Origin of the sequence: Ornithobacterium rhinotracheale DSM 15997, from assembly GCF_000265465.1 — a bacterium.
GTDB lineage: Bacteria > Bacteroidota > Bacteroidia > Flavobacteriales > Weeksellaceae > Ornithobacterium > Ornithobacterium rhinotracheale.
Genome location: NC_018016.1, coordinates 1,071,810 through 1,085,643, shown reverse-complemented (window position 1 = coordinate 1,085,643; position 13,834 = coordinate 1,071,810). Strand labels below are relative to the sequence as shown.

Genomic DNA, 13,834 nt, shown 5'->3' with positions numbered 1-13,834 from the left:
AAAATCTGCCCTATGAAAGCGCCCCAAGGCAATAGCTATGCGATGAAACTTCTGGCGCTATTTGCCGTGATTCGCGGTTACAACGTTGCCATTTTGGTTTTGGCAATGTATTTTGCTGCGTTTTTCATTTTTGCTAAAGGCGATTCGCTGAGTCAGTTTTTTAGAAATGTAGAAATCCATTATATCATCATTTCCACGGCACTTTCGGTATCGGCAGGCTATATTATCAACAATTTTTACGATTTAGACAAAGACCAAATCGCTCGCCCCATTATGGCATATCTTGCCAAATTTGTGAGCCAAAATTTTAAATTAATCACTTATTTATTTTTAAACTCCTTGGCACTCATTTTTGCCTTTTTAGCATCGTGGCGTGTGGCGATATTTATTCTTGTCTTTCAATTCTTAACTTGGTTTTATTGCCACAAATTAAACAAAATCGTGTTTATCAACAATTTATCCTCTACGGTTTTGGCATTATTTCCATTTTTAGCATTGTTCTTATACTTTAATAATTATAGTGCTGTGATTTTTGTGCACGGTGCCTTTTTAGGGCTAAACTTGCTCACGCTCGACATTGAAAAAGATTTCCTTACTCAACGCGCCGATAGCATCTACGAATACCAAACACTGCCCACTGTCCTCGGCACGCGCAAAGCTAAATTAATCCTGAATTTATTGCTTTTGCTCACTGCCGTTGTGGCATTTCTTTTAGCACATTTTGATGGCGTGGGCAATATGTCTTATTATTTTTACAGCGTGGGAGTGGTTTTCTTTGCTTTGCCCTACTTTATTTTAAAGGCTAAAAGCAAGAAAGAATGGCACTTATTGCATTTTGTTTTAAAAATTCTTTTGTGGATTGGGGTGCTAAGTTTGGCGTGGATAAAAATAAATCCCTTAGATTTGCAAAAATTTATTTAATCATGAATACAAACAGAAGAGGTGGAAACCGCAGAGGTGGCACGCCCAGAAATGCTCAATCCGATAACAGAAAAAGAGCGTCGAGACCTTTTAAAAAGACTGATAGAAGAACCGAAAATTCTGAAGACAAAAAACCATTCAGAAAAGAAGGAGATGCAAGAGGCGATTTTAAAAGAAAACCAAGCTTTGGTAGTAACAGAAAATTTGGCAATAAGCCTTTTAGAAAAAGATTTTCGTCTAAAAAAACCGAAGAAGAGCCAAAAGACACTCGCCTACGATTGAACAAATTTATTGCTAAATCAGGACTTTGCAGTCGTCGTGAGGCAGATGAGCATATCAAAAACGGAATGGTGGAAGTGAACGGCAAAATGGTAACCGAAATGGGCTACAAAGTAGAACCAACCGATGAGGTGCGTTTTGACGGAAAAATCCTAACGCCAGAAGATAAAATCTATATTTTACTTAATAAACCAAAAGGATTTATCACTACTACCAACGATGAACGCGACCGCAAAACCGTGATGGATTTGGTGAAAAACGCAACGCCTACACGCGTGTTTCCTGTGGGGCGTCTTGACCGACAAACCACTGGGGTTTTGCTATTTACCAACGATGGTGATTTAACCAAAAAATTAACGCACCCAAGCCACAATGTGCGCAAAATCTATCATGTCGTGCTAGATCGCCCATTGCATGGAGACGACATGGAGCGTGTGCGCAAAGGTATCCCAATGACAGAAGGAATTGCTCGTGTAGACAAAGTTTCATATATCGATGGCAAACCACACAACGAAGTGGGTGTAGAAATCCACATTGGGTGGAACCGCGTAGTTCGTCGTATTTTTGAAAGAATGGGCTACAAAATCGTTTCGCTAGATCGCGTTTCGTTTGCGGGGCTCACCAAGAAAAATGTAAAACGAGGCACTTGGAGAATCCTTGATAAGCAAGAGGTTGACTTCTTAAAAATGGTATAAAAATCATTTTTTAATCATAATTAAAAAAGACCTAAGTTTTGAAATTTCAGAACTTAGGTTTTTATTTTTAGCTCAAAAATCAAACATCAAAAAACGATCAAAATCCGATTTTTAGCTACCTGTCCATCATCATGGTATTATTTTTGCTGATATTTATCAGAATTTTAATCACTAAAAAAATATAAATTATGGCTTTTCAATTACCAGAATTACCGTATGCATTTGATGCATTAGAACCAAATATCGATGCTAAAACCATGGAAATCCACCATGACAAGCACCATGCAGCTTACACCAACAATTTAAATGCTGCAATTGAGGGAACTCCGCTAGAAGGAAAAACAATCGAAGAAATCTTGGTAGAAGGTTTTGAAACTCCTGCTGTGAGAAACAACGGTGGAGGATTCTATAACCACTCTCTTTTCTGGCAAATCCTTTCTCCAAACGGAGGTGGCGAGCCTAAAGGTGAGTTGGCTGAAGCAATCAAAGAAAAATTCGGTTCTTTTGAGAAATTTAAAGAAGAGTTTTCTACTAAGGCTAAAACTCAATTCGGTTCGGGATGGGCATGGCTTTGCGTTTACAAAGGTGGCAAAGTAGATGTTTGCTCTACTGCAAATCAAGATAACCCATTGATGCCGAATGGATGTGGCGGAACTCCAATTTTAGGATTAGATGTCTGGGAACACGCTTATTATTTAAAATACCAAAACAAGCGTCCAGACTATGTTGCTGCATTCTGGAATGTGGTAAACTGGGACAAAGTTGAAGAATTATATGCTAAAAATAAATAATATAACTTTTTAAAACTTCCAAATTTTAGCCTGTTTTATAGTCTTATAAAACAGGCTTTTTTATTACCTTTACACCGTGAAATCCTTCAAAAAAGCCCAAAATCTGATTTTAAATTCACCCGTGCTCAACAAATGGGTGGTGCTTTTTGTGCTTTTAGCGATTTTAATCACAACTGTTTACATCTCCAAAACGATTGTAGACCAGCTGCGTAGCGAAGAGCAACGAAAAGTTGAAACCATCGTAGCTGCGTTAAGGCTTCAAAGCTCTGACAAAGAAACCTCTCCCGAGGCACGAGATTTAGCATTAAAAATTCTGGAAGAAAACACAGCAATTCCACTTATTTTAATTGATGAGAATAATGTTTTCTCTTACCAAAAGAATTTAGACAAAATCGAAGATAGATTGGCAACAGATACTGTTTTCTTAAAAAATTATCTTCATAAATTGGAACTTTATCACGAGCCCATCAAAGTTGATTTACCCTTTGGGACACAAAGCATTTATTACCAAAACTCTCAATTGCTCAAAAAGTTACAATATTATCCCTTGATTTTAATTGTGATTTTAATGATATTTGCGGCACTTGTGATTTGGTATTTTAGAATTGTGGATGCCTCATCGCAAAACTTTCTTTGGGCTGGCATGGCAAAGGAAACTGCTCACCAGATAGGCACTCCGCTCAGCTCATTGCTCGGCTGGGTAGAAATCCTGAAATATGAAAATGTAGACAAAAACATTTTATACGAAATAGAGTCTGATGTAAAAAGATTGAAACAAATTGCCGATCGTTTTTCCAAAATTGGCTCTATGCCAGAGCTCAAGAAAACCAATGTGGTAAAGGTTGCCAAAGACTCATACGAGTACTTGAAAAAGCGAATCAGCGATAAAGTGGTTTTCTCCTTTTATAGCCAAGAAAAAGAACTTTATGCCAATGTGAGCCCTGAATTGCTGAGCTGGGTTTTTGAAAATGTTATGCGAAATGCCGTAGATGCCATGCAAAATCGTGGCGAAATTTCGTTTAAAATTCTCAAAAAAGAGAACAAAATCATTATCTTGATTAAAGATACAGGTCCTGGCATCGACTCGAGCAAAATCGGGAAAATCTTTGATCCTGGCTACACAACAAAAAAACGCGGATGGGGCATTGGATTATCTTTAGCCAAACGCATTGTGGAGGAGTTTCACAACGGGAGCATTTATGTAGATTTTTCGGACAAAGAAAACGGAACGCAGTTTTGTATTGAGCTCAACGAATGCTTATAAAAAATTGTATTTGGCTATATTTTTCAAATTAAAAAATCTCTTTTCGGCATAAAAAAAAGCTGAAATTGTATAATTTCAGCTTTCTTATTTTAATTAAACTTGATTTAATCAATCTTTCTACACTCGTGAATTAAAAATTCTTTTTCGGCACCTTCCAAATAAGGAGAAAGCGCATCTTCTACACGAGTGTGGTATTTATTTAACCATGCTTTTTCATCTTCTGTCAAGAGCTCTTTATCCAAACATTCCGTGAACAATGGACAAAGTGTAAGTGTTTCAAACTCGTAAAACTCTCCAAATTCAGAAGTGGAATGCTCTGAAACAGCGATTAAATTTTCGATTCTAATTCCATATTTGTTTTCGCGATACAAACCTGGTTCATTAGAAACCACCATTCCTGGCACCAATTGCGTATTGTTTAAGTCTTTTCTTATGTTTTGTGGACCTTCGTGCACATTCATAAAGCTACCCACGCCATGACCTGTTCCGTGTCCAAAATCGCGATCGTTCATCCAGAGTGGCAATCTTGCAATCGCATCTAAATGCACTCCACAAGTGCCTTTTGGGAAACGAGCCATAGAAAGATTAATCATTCCTTTTAAGACCAAAGTCCAGTCTTTTTTAAACTCAGCACTTGGTTCTCCCAAACTCAAAGTACGCGTGATATCGGTGGTTCCTTCACGATATTGCCCTCCTGAATCGATTAAAATTGTGCCTTCGTTTTTCACCTTTTTGGCTGTATCTTTTGCCGCAGAATAGTGCACCACAGCACCATTTCCTTCGTACCCGACAATGCTTCCGAAGCTTTCGCCCACAAAGGCATCGCCTTGCGCTCGGAAATCTCTTAATTTTTCTCCAATGGTAAATTCATCTAATTCTTCTTTTCCTGCAGAAGTTTTAAGCCAGTGGAAAAATTTAACCAATGAAACGCCATCTCGCACCATTACTTTTCTGAAACCTTCGAGCTCCGCTTTGTTTTTAATCGCCTTGAATAAATTGCCTGGTGCAGGTGCTACAATTATCTTATTATCTGCACTTAAAGTTGAGAAAATTAATTGATTGGCATTTGGTGCTAAAAGAATATTTTTGCCTTTCAAAGTTTTTAAATAATCAAAAAATGCATCATAATCCTTTATCTGAACATGGGCTTGCTCTAGATGAGCTTTCACATCTTCGGTAACTTTTTGCGGCTCTACAAAAAGCGTAGTTTTATCTTCCTCAATGCATAAATAGCCCAAAAACACTGGGTTAAACGCCACATCGTTCCCGCGAAGGTTTGTTGTCCAAGCCACATCATCTAGTGCAGTTACGATATGTGTATCGGCTCCTTTTTGATGCATTTTTTCTTTGATTTTAGTCAATTTTTCTTGGACACTTTTACCTGCATATTCAAGCGGGTGCACAAAAATGGCGTCGGATTTTTCGATTTTTCGGTCTTTCCAAATTTCATCAATCAATGGGATATGCACTAATTGAATGCCTTTATCGGTTAGTTTTTGTTCTAATTTCTCCCAATTGGCACGAGAGGTTGCCAGAGCATTCACTCCAACTTTTCCTCCGCTTGGCACTTGTCCAATAATCCAATCGATGTAGTTTGGCGTTCCCTCTACTCCATCTTTGAATAAATCAATTCCTGAGCCTTCTAGCTCCTTAGGTGCTTGAACAAAATATCTTGAATCTGTCCACAAGCCTGCTTTGTCCTTGGTTATCACGACAAATCCCGCCGAACCTGTAAAACCTGATAGCCATGCACGCTCTTGCCAATGTGCTGGCATGTATTCGCTCATGTGGGGATCGGCACTGAATACGATAAATGCATCTATATTATTGCTCTGCATCGCATTTCGCAGGGCAGAAACTTTTTCTTTTGCTGTCATTTTATTTTAAAATTTAGTTTGCTTATTATCCCGCAAAAATTATACAAATTAAGTTTTTATGGGAATTAAATTTTAGCGCATAAAAAAAGAGGCGTCAAAAAAACGCCTCTCTTATAATTGTTATGATTTCAGATTAAAGTGTATTAGAGTTTACAGAAACTACTACACGTCTGTTACATTGTCTTCCTTCTGGAGTATCGTTAGTACATTTTGGATCTGCTTCACCAAAACCTCTAGCAGATAAAACACCAGCTGGGATTCCTCTTTCTTCTAAAGCTTTCACTACAGAAGCTGCTCTTCTTTCGGATAACTTCACATTGTATGCAGGGTTTCCTGTGTTATCAGTATAACCATCAATGTTTAATTTAAGGTTAGGATAAGCAGCTAATAAATCTTTAATTTCTTGAGCTTTTTGATCGATTTTAGCAAAAGAAGTTGGGCGGATAGTAGCTTTGTCAAATGCAAATTCTACAGTGAAATCTACATTGATTTTTTCTACAGTTTCAGCAATGATTACTTCTTCAGCAACTGGACATCCGTCTGGGGCTACACCTGGCTCGTTTGGACATTTGTCTACATTGTCAGTGAATCCGTCACCATCAGTATCTGGCCAAGGGCATCCGTTGTTTTCTCTTGGACCTGCTTGATTTGGACATTGATCTACATTATCGTTCAATCCGTCACCATCAGAATCTTTCCAAGGACATCCGTTGTTTTCTTTTGGACCTGCTTCGTTTGGACAGTTATCTAAGTTATCTGGAATACCATCTCCGTCAGTATCTGGACATCCGTTAAACTCTGGTAAACCTGGAGTGTCTGGACATTGGTCTTTGCTATCTTCGATTCCGTCTTTATCTCTGTCTTGTTTACCAAATTTGAAGGTAACACCAGCAGTGTGTTGGAAGAAGTTGATGTAATCAGAGTTTCCTGAAGGTGAGAAGTTGTAATCAGATGCTAAGTTGATACCAAAGTTATCTGTAATCCAGAAGTTGATACCAGCACCACCTTGAGTCATGAAGTAATTTTCTTTTCCTTCAAATTCTCCAGTTACAGTTTCTCCTGTACCCATGGTGTAAGAATCTTTGAATTTGATTCCTGAATAGTCGTAGTGGTGGTAAGAAGCTCCGATTCTTAAATAAGGGTCAAACCAATAAGTTTTGTCTTTTTTACCTAAGATACGGTAACGCAAACCTAAACCAGCATTTACGAATAATTTGTCGTCTAGTTTCATTCTCTTGTTGCTCACTTCTCCGATAGAGGCAGTTAAGTCTGCAGAGAATTTACCTCCTAAATGTCTGATAACAGACAATTTTGATAATGGAGGAACGATTTCGTAATCGTCTGTGTCAAAAAAACCATCGAAAACTCCACGACCTGCAGAAGTGAAATCTACAGCGTGTGCTCCGATTGTAATGCCCCAAGGATTGCTAGCATCCTGAGCATAAGAATTGGCTCCTACAAATAATGTTGCAGCTAAACCGAGCGCTAAATTAAACTTTTTCATACTCAAATATTTTTTTAAATAATGTTTATTAAGTTAACATCTTGTGCACAAAGTTAATAAATCTTTTGGATTCTATCTAAATTCCTTTTAATATCTTTTTCTTTTAACACATGCCTTTTATCAAAAAGCTTTTTACCTTTAGCCAAATAAATCTTAAGCTTAGCATAACCTTTATCATTGATATATAACAAGGTAGGCACTATGGTAAGCCCCGATTCTTTGGTTTTTCTATCTAGTTTTTGAATTTCTCTTTTGTGCAAAAGTAATTTACGATCGCGTTTAATTTTGTGGTTAAAGTGTGTTCCCCAATCGTATTCGTTGATGTGCATGTTGACGATGAATACCTCACCATTCTTAACTTCACAGAAACTTTCGGCAATACTAGCTCTCCCCATGCGTATGGATTTAATCTCTGTACCCATGAGCTGGATACCTGCCGTAAACTCCTCAATCAGCTCGTAATTGAAGCGCGCTTTTTTATTTTTAATGTTTACTTGTTTCTGTATCACCTCAAAAGTGTTTTAAACTTTTTATATATTTGCAAATATAACAAAAGTTATTCCAAAAATCATATGTTAACAGTATCAAATGTATCTTTACAATTCGGCAAACGCGTTTTGTTCGACGAAGTAAACATAAAATTCACCAAGGGGAATTGTTATGGAATCATTGGCGCAAACGGCGCTGGAAAATCAACTTTCTTGAAAATTCTTTCGAAAGAACTAGAGCCTACAAGCGGGCATGTGAGCTTGGAATCAGATAAAAGAATGTCTGTTTTAGAACAAGATCACTTTAAATTTGATGAGGTGCCTGTGCTTGAAACCGTTTTGCGCGGAAATCAGAAAATGTTTGAGGTAAAAACTAAAATGGACGAGCTTTATGCTAAACCTGATTTTTCTGAAGAAGATGGGGTGAAAGCAGGTGAGCTAGGTGTGATTTACGAGGAAATGGGGGGCTGGAACGCCGAATCCGACGCGGCTACGCTACTTTCAAACCTTGGAATTTCTGAAGAAGACCATTATAAATTAATGAAAGATTTAGACCCTAAGGCTAAAGTGCGTGTACTATTGGCGCAAGCACTTTTTGGGAATCCAGATCTTTTAATCATGGACGAGCCTACCAACGACTTGGATGTCGATACCATTTCTTGGCTAGAAGATTTCTTAGCAGATTACGAAAACACTGTGATTGTGGTTTCTCACGACCGTCACTTCTTAGACGCTGTGTGCACGCACACTGTGGATTTAGACTTTAGTAAACTTAATCTTTACTCAGGAAACTACTCTTTCTGGTACCAAGCATCGCAATTGGCAGCAAGACAAAGAGCACAAGCCAACAAAAAGGCGGAAGAGAAGAAAAAAGAATTGCAAGAATTTATTCAGCGTTTTAGCTCGAATGTGGCAAAAGCTAAACAAGCTACTGCTCGTAAAAAAATGATCGACAAACTTGATTTGCAAGAAATCAAACCTTCATCTCGTCGCTACCCTGCGATTATCTTTGAACAAGAACGCGAAGCTGGAGATCAAATTTTAGAAACAGAAAACTTAAAAGCAAGCTTGGACGGAGAAGTGTTATTCGACAACATTTCTATCAACTTGCAAAAAGGCGACAAGGTGGGAATTATCTCTCGCAATGCCTTGGCACAAACCCGTTTCTTTGAAATCATTTCTGGCAATGTTCCTGCCGATGGCGGAGAATACAAATGGGGAATCACCACTACACAAACTTATCTGCCACTCGACCACACCGAATTTTTCCAAAAAGAAATCAATTTGGTAGATTGGCTAAGACAATATGTAGACACCGATGAGGAACGCCACGAGGAGTACATTCGCGGATTCTTGGGTAGAATGCTTTTCAGCGGCGACCAAGCCTTAAAGATGTGTACCGTGCTCTCTGGAGGAGAAAAAATGCGTTGTATGTTCTCTCGCATGATGTTGCTAAAGGGCAATGTATTGTTGTTTGATGAGCCTACCAACCACTTAGATTTGGAATCTATTTCGGCATTGAACAACTCTCTTGAAAACTTTAAAGGCACTATTCTTATGTCGTCTCACGACCACGAATTGATGCAAACCGTGTGCAACCGAATTATAGAACTTACTCCAAAAGGCGTAATCGATCGCTATATGACTTATGATGAGTATTTAAAAGATCCTAAGATTAAAGAACTTAGAGAAAAATACTACGCAGAGTAAAGCATAAAAAGTCGCCCATTGGGCGACTTTTTAATTTATATTATGCACAAGCTAAAAAAGCCCAACTCTATACAAGTGGGCTAAAAATATTATAAAATTCGATTTTTTCTAGTCGATAAAATTGTGTGGCTCTCTGTAATCTACAATTCTTTTATCATCTTTACCAAACCCAACGATTTGAATACACCACCAGATTAGTAATCCAAGAATTACAGCAGATAACAACCACCCCATGAAAATCCCGATAGGAGGAAGGATTTTAAAAGTCCACTGAAAAAAGTCACCTAGACCAAAAAAAATCTCTGTAAAAAATGCAAATTGTATCATTATTCCTTTAATTTGCAACAAAGTTATAAAAATGCTTTCAAAAATTCTAAAACTAAACCGAAATTTTGTATCTTTTTTGCTATACGGGGTAGCAATCGCGCTTATTTTATTACAATTTCATTCCAAACTCCACACCGATTACGATTGGGGAGCCGCAGGATTATTTGCCATAGGAATGGCTTGTTTGGCTGGTTACTCGCAGTGGATTTCATTTTTCAATCGCACGCATTATTTCGAATTTTTCAGTTTGATTGCATTTGCGCTTTTAGTTCCCGATTTTTCTAACTTTTCCTTTTTTGCGGGATTTTTATTTTTAACGATTGTTGCACTACAACTCTTAGACGAATTTGATTTAAGCGACAAGCTACTCTCTCCATTCGACATCGGTTTCTTTATGGCGATTGCATGCTTTTTGCACCCACCGTTTTGGATTTTTGCAGGCTTTCTGCTACTGCATTACATCTTGCTCGGGCGCGTAATGCTCCGCGGTTTAATATTGTGCATTTTAGGGATTTTAACCTTTTCGCTACTCACCGCTGAAGTTGCTATTTTATTTGATTTCACCGATTTAGCCCCTTACTTATGGAATCGTTTTACGCCCCAAGTTTCATTGCATTTTAATATCAATTATTTGTGGCTTTCACCTATTTTGGTGTTCACGATTCTTGGGCTAAACGACTATATCCAAAACATCAACCGACATTCGGCAGAGAAAAAACTCGTGTTTTTCAATGCAATTATGTTTATTCCGCTTGCGATTCTTTACACTATTTTATACGCCAATGAATCGCAATATGCTATCTTATTTTATACCATTCCAGTCGCTATTGTCTTAACAAATTACTGCATGTATGCTAAAACCAAACTTAAAGAAATTGTGCTTTTTGGCTTTATCATCAGTCTTTTGCTATACAAATACGCACATCTAATCAAGCTACCAGGAGTTTTACACGATATATCTTTTTAAGCTAAGTTTTTCGTCTTCAAAAACGGCATAGGTAAAATGACTGAGCCAATCTCCTGTATTGATGTACTCGGACTGCTCAGAAAGCTTGATTTCTAGAGGCAAATGCCTGTGCCCAAACACAAAATAATCATAATGTGCTTGGCTTAATTTTCGTTTTGCATATTGCACAAGCCATTCATCATCTCCGTAGAAATTATCGTCTTTATCGCCAGAGAGATAGCGATTTTTACGCGATAAATATTTGCCCAACCACAGCGAAAAATCTGGATGCAATAAATAAAACATTCCTTTAGCTAAAGGATTGGTAAACAACTTCTTCAACCTTTTATAGCCTTTATCGCCAGGTCCTAGCCCATCGCCGTGGCCAATGAAGCATTTTTTACCATTAATCACAAACACTTGCGGACGATTAAACACCTGCGCATTCAGCTCTTGTTCTAAATAATCGCGCATCCACAAATCATGATTCCCAATGAAAAAATAAATCGGAATCCCTGCATCGGCAAATTCGGCTAATTTCCCCAAAACACGCAAATAGCCCCTCGGCACGACTTGTTTGTACTCAAACCAAAAATCAAATAAATCACCCAATAGAAAAAGTGCATGCGTATCGGGTTTTATTTCATTTAAAAACTGAATGAATTTTTGCTCGCGCGCACGACTTTCTGTTTCATTTGGTGCACCAAAATGCTGATCCGACGCAAAATAGATTTTTTTCCCCGCAGGAATATCAATAATTAATTCTCCTCCGCCAGCCATTCGCCATAAGAATTTTCGGTTTCATACAATTTCAGATACACCAATTCCACTTGCGGTGGCAATTGTTTTTTAATTCGCTCGGCAAAATCAATCAACATATTTTCGCAAGTAGGCTGATAGGGCGTAAAAACGACTTTGTGTCCTTGTTTTTCAAGCATTTCCCCCAGCGATTTATGCCCAGAATTCTCGTTCAGTAGCACCGCGTGATCAAGCTTATCCACAATTTCGGATTTCACGATTTTTTTCACATCGCCAAAATCAATTACCATACCCAGCTTTTCGTTGCTTGTATCCTCAATCGGCGTTCCGCGCAAAGTCACATACAATTTGTACGAATGCCCATGCACATTTTTGCACTTCCCATCGTAACCAAAAAGCGCATGCGCCGTTTCAAAACTAAATATCTTTGTAATTCTTATCTTTTGTGGATTCATTTTTAATCTGTATCTTATTTGCAAATTTAAAGGAATTCTGAGCAATGCAATCTATTTTTGATTTAATTTTTCCGAAACGCTGTGTGGGCTGCGATAGAATTTTGGCTAAAAATCAGGATTTTCTGTGCGTTTCGTGCTTTAGAAATTTAAGTTTTACGCATTGGCAAATAGATGAAGAAACGCCATTATTTCAAAATTTAAACCGTCCCGATTTGTTTCAAGGAGCGCAAAGTCTCCTCTACTACGACAAAGGCGGAACGGTGCAGGCCTTGCTCCATGCCAATAAATACTTTAATCAGCCTAAAATCGGAAAATTCATCGCTCAATTATTGCCCAAGGATTTAATTGAATTTTACAAAACTAAAAATATAGACGCTGTGATTGCCGTGCCCAGCCACCCGCGCACCTTGCGACAGCGTGGCTATAACCAAGTACACGCCTTTGCGCAAGAAGTTTCAAATCAAATTAACGCCAATTTTTCACCACAATTACTCGTGCGTTCCGAGCGAAAATCCTCGCAAACGCAATTGGGCAAAAGTGACCGATTTTCTCGGCTCGATGGGGCTTTTAGCTTAAATAAAAATCCGAATTTGGGCGATTTTCAGCGAGTTTTGCTCATTGATGATTTAGCGACTACGGGCTCCACGCTCATTCATTGTGCCGAAGTTTTAAAACAAAATTACCCCACAATCGAAATTTTTGTGCTCACTATGGCTCATGCAAGAAGTTAATAATTTAACATTTTCGTGTTTTATTTTTTATTTATATTTGCCATAATTGATTTTAAACCCTATGAAAATCAAAAAACTTTTAGCTTACTGCGTGGCGATAGCCTTGCTAAGCACAGCAACCACGAGTTGCAAAGACGATGATGATGAAAAAATTGAAATTCCTGCCGAGCTTGTTGGCACTTGGGAGCTTACAGAGAAATATTTCCCAAGCGGTATGCCAGATGATTGGAAATGGAAAAAAGTGCGAAATGACGAGAAATATACCTTGACTTTGAATGCGGATCATTCTTTTACTTCAACCCAATTCCCAAATTGTCAAAAAGGAACTTACAATCATTGGGAAAATAAATTGAGCCTTAATTACCTATGTGAGCGTTCAGAAGAAAATATTTATATTTTTAAATTCAAAGACAAAAATTATAGTTTAATTCTTAGCCCAACATATCTAAATTGTGATGAAGGCTGTTCATATAAATTTGTACGAGTGAGATGAGAAAGATAACAATTATTTTAGTTTTTCTGCTATCGGTAAAGCTATTTAGTCAAGAAGTTTGTGGCACTCCTCATAATTTAATCGATGATTATGAATATCACGAAATGTTCGCTAAAAGTGCAAAGGCATCATGTCCACTGCAAATCACTCTTTTTTCCGAATCAATTTAACCCAAATAAAAATTAAGTAATGAAAATCAAAAAACTTTTAGCTTATAGCATGGCGATAGCCCTGCTAAGCGTAGCAAATACAAGTTGCAAAAACGATGATGATGAAAATGGCGTATTATATGTCAGGGGGCATTTTTTGGACAGCCCCTTTTGTTCGACTCCTATTCTTATGTTAAGAAAAGACACAATAATAGATAATGAAAGACTATCTGGCGTTTATTTAAAAAATATAAAAGGAACGGAAATCAATTTTAAAGACACTTATTTAGTTAAATTTAAATTACTAGACGGTAAAGTCAGATCTTGCACAGATTTCTTTCTAATTAAATATAAAGATGCACATGCTATATCAATTAAAAAAATAGAAAAATGAGAAAATTACATATCTAAAAACCCCTTCAAAATATGAATTTTGAAGGGGTTT

The 13,834-nt window shown here is 37.6% G+C and carries 15 protein-coding genes; 9 read left to right on the top strand and 6 right to left on the bottom strand.

Translation table 11 applies throughout. The features are described 5' to 3' along the window. Nucleotides 1-12: 12 nt before the first annotated feature. The 4 genes from ORNRH_RS04985 (at nucleotide 13) to ORNRH_RS04970 (ending at nucleotide 3,950) form a co-directional block, all read left to right on the top strand. The gene (locus ORNRH_RS04985) at nucleotides 13-921 is read left to right on the top strand and encodes a geranylgeranylglycerol-phosphate geranylgeranyltransferase (RefSeq protein WP_014790818.1); all 909 of its coding nucleotides are present in this window, start codon (nucleotides 13-15) and stop codon (nucleotides 919-921) included. A 2-nt stretch (nucleotides 922-923) separates the two neighbouring features. Next, the gene (locus tag ORNRH_RS04980; protein WP_014790817.1) at nucleotides 924-1,895 is read left to right on the top strand and encodes a pseudouridine synthase; all 972 of its coding nucleotides are present in this window, start codon (nucleotides 924-926) and stop codon (nucleotides 1,893-1,895) included. Nucleotides 1,896-2,083: 188 nt separating this feature from the next. Then, nucleotides 2,084-2,686, top strand: coding sequence for a superoxide dismutase (locus ORNRH_RS04975; RefSeq protein WP_014790816.1), 603 nt, complete (start codon nucleotides 2,084-2,086; stop codon nucleotides 2,684-2,686). 76 nt (nucleotides 2,687-2,762) lie between these two features. Further along, nucleotides 2,763-3,950 (top strand): sensor histidine kinase, encoded by a 1,188-nt coding sequence (locus ORNRH_RS04970; protein ID WP_052040729.1) that lies wholly within the window; start codon nucleotides 2,763-2,765, stop codon nucleotides 3,948-3,950. A gap of 104 nt (nucleotides 3,951-4,054) precedes the next feature. Here the strand turns inward: ORNRH_RS04970 and ORNRH_RS04965 are convergent, their stop codons facing one another. From ORNRH_RS04965 to smpB, 3 genes are all read right to left on the bottom strand, one after another. Beyond that, nucleotides 4,055-5,827, bottom strand: coding sequence for an aminopeptidase P family protein (locus ORNRH_RS04965; protein WP_014790814.1), 1,773 nt, complete (start codon nucleotides 5,825-5,827; stop codon nucleotides 4,055-4,057). Between the two features lie 133 nt (nucleotides 5,828-5,960). Continuing rightward, nucleotides 5,961-7,331: an OmpA family protein gene (locus ORNRH_RS04960; protein ID WP_014790813.1), complete on the bottom strand. Its 1,371-nt coding sequence runs from the start codon at nucleotides 7,329-7,331 to the stop codon at nucleotides 5,961-5,963. 53 nt (nucleotides 7,332-7,384) lie between these two features. Continuing rightward, complete coding sequence (smpB, locus tag ORNRH_RS04955; RefSeq protein ID WP_036601537.1) at nucleotides 7,385-7,837, bottom strand: SsrA-binding protein SmpB; 453 nt, start codon at nucleotides 7,835-7,837, stop codon at nucleotides 7,385-7,387. Between the two features lie 66 nt (nucleotides 7,838-7,903). Between smpB and ORNRH_RS04950 the strand changes: the two genes are divergently transcribed. Further along, complete coding sequence (locus ORNRH_RS04950; protein ID WP_014790811.1) at nucleotides 7,904-9,529, top strand: ABC-F family ATP-binding cassette domain-containing protein; 1,626 nt, start codon at nucleotides 7,904-7,906, stop codon at nucleotides 9,527-9,529. A gap of 108 nt (nucleotides 9,530-9,637) precedes the next feature. Here ORNRH_RS04950 and ORNRH_RS04945 read toward each other — a convergent pair whose 3' ends face one another. Next, nucleotides 9,638-9,856: a hypothetical protein gene (locus ORNRH_RS04945; RefSeq protein WP_014790810.1), complete on the bottom strand. Its 219-nt coding sequence runs from the start codon at nucleotides 9,854-9,856 to the stop codon at nucleotides 9,638-9,640. 31 nt (nucleotides 9,857-9,887) lie between these two features. Here ORNRH_RS04945 and ORNRH_RS04940 point away from each other — a divergent pair, with 31 nt between their 5' ends. Continuing rightward, nucleotides 9,888-10,823, top strand: coding sequence for a DUF6427 family protein (locus ORNRH_RS04940; protein WP_014790809.1), 936 nt, complete (start codon nucleotides 9,888-9,890; stop codon nucleotides 10,821-10,823). Here ORNRH_RS04940 and ORNRH_RS04935 read toward each other — a convergent pair. Continuing rightward, nucleotides 10,803-11,582 (bottom strand): UDP-2,3-diacylglucosamine diphosphatase, encoded by a 780-nt coding sequence (locus ORNRH_RS04935; RefSeq protein ID WP_014790808.1) that lies wholly within the window; start codon nucleotides 11,580-11,582, stop codon nucleotides 10,803-10,805. The two genes, ORNRH_RS04940 and ORNRH_RS04935, sit on opposite strands and share 21 nt — an antisense overlap. Continuing rightward, complete coding sequence (locus ORNRH_RS04930; RefSeq protein WP_014790807.1) at nucleotides 11,561-12,016, bottom strand: 6-pyruvoyl trahydropterin synthase family protein; 456 nt, start codon at nucleotides 12,014-12,016, stop codon at nucleotides 11,561-11,563. Before ORNRH_RS04930 ends, ORNRH_RS04935 begins: the two co-directional genes overlap by 22 nt. A gap of 44 nt (nucleotides 12,017-12,060) precedes the next feature. Between ORNRH_RS04930 and ORNRH_RS04925 the strand changes: the two genes are divergently transcribed. From ORNRH_RS04925 to ORNRH_RS04915, 3 genes are all read left to right on the top strand, one after another. Continuing rightward, nucleotides 12,061-12,747, top strand: a complete 687-nt coding sequence (locus ORNRH_RS04925) for a ComF family protein (protein WP_014790806.1) — start codon at nucleotides 12,061-12,063, stop codon at nucleotides 12,745-12,747. Nucleotides 12,748-12,808: 61 nt separating this feature from the next. Then, a complete protein-coding gene (locus tag ORNRH_RS04920; protein WP_014790805.1) occupies nucleotides 12,809-13,240 on the top strand; it encodes a hypothetical protein in 432 nt (143 codons plus the stop codon). A 189-nt stretch (nucleotides 13,241-13,429) separates the two neighbouring features. Continuing rightward, nucleotides 13,430-13,783, top strand: coding sequence for a hypothetical protein (locus ORNRH_RS04915; protein WP_014790804.1), 354 nt, complete (start codon nucleotides 13,430-13,432; stop codon nucleotides 13,781-13,783). Nucleotides 13,784-13,834 lie beyond the last annotated feature (51 nt).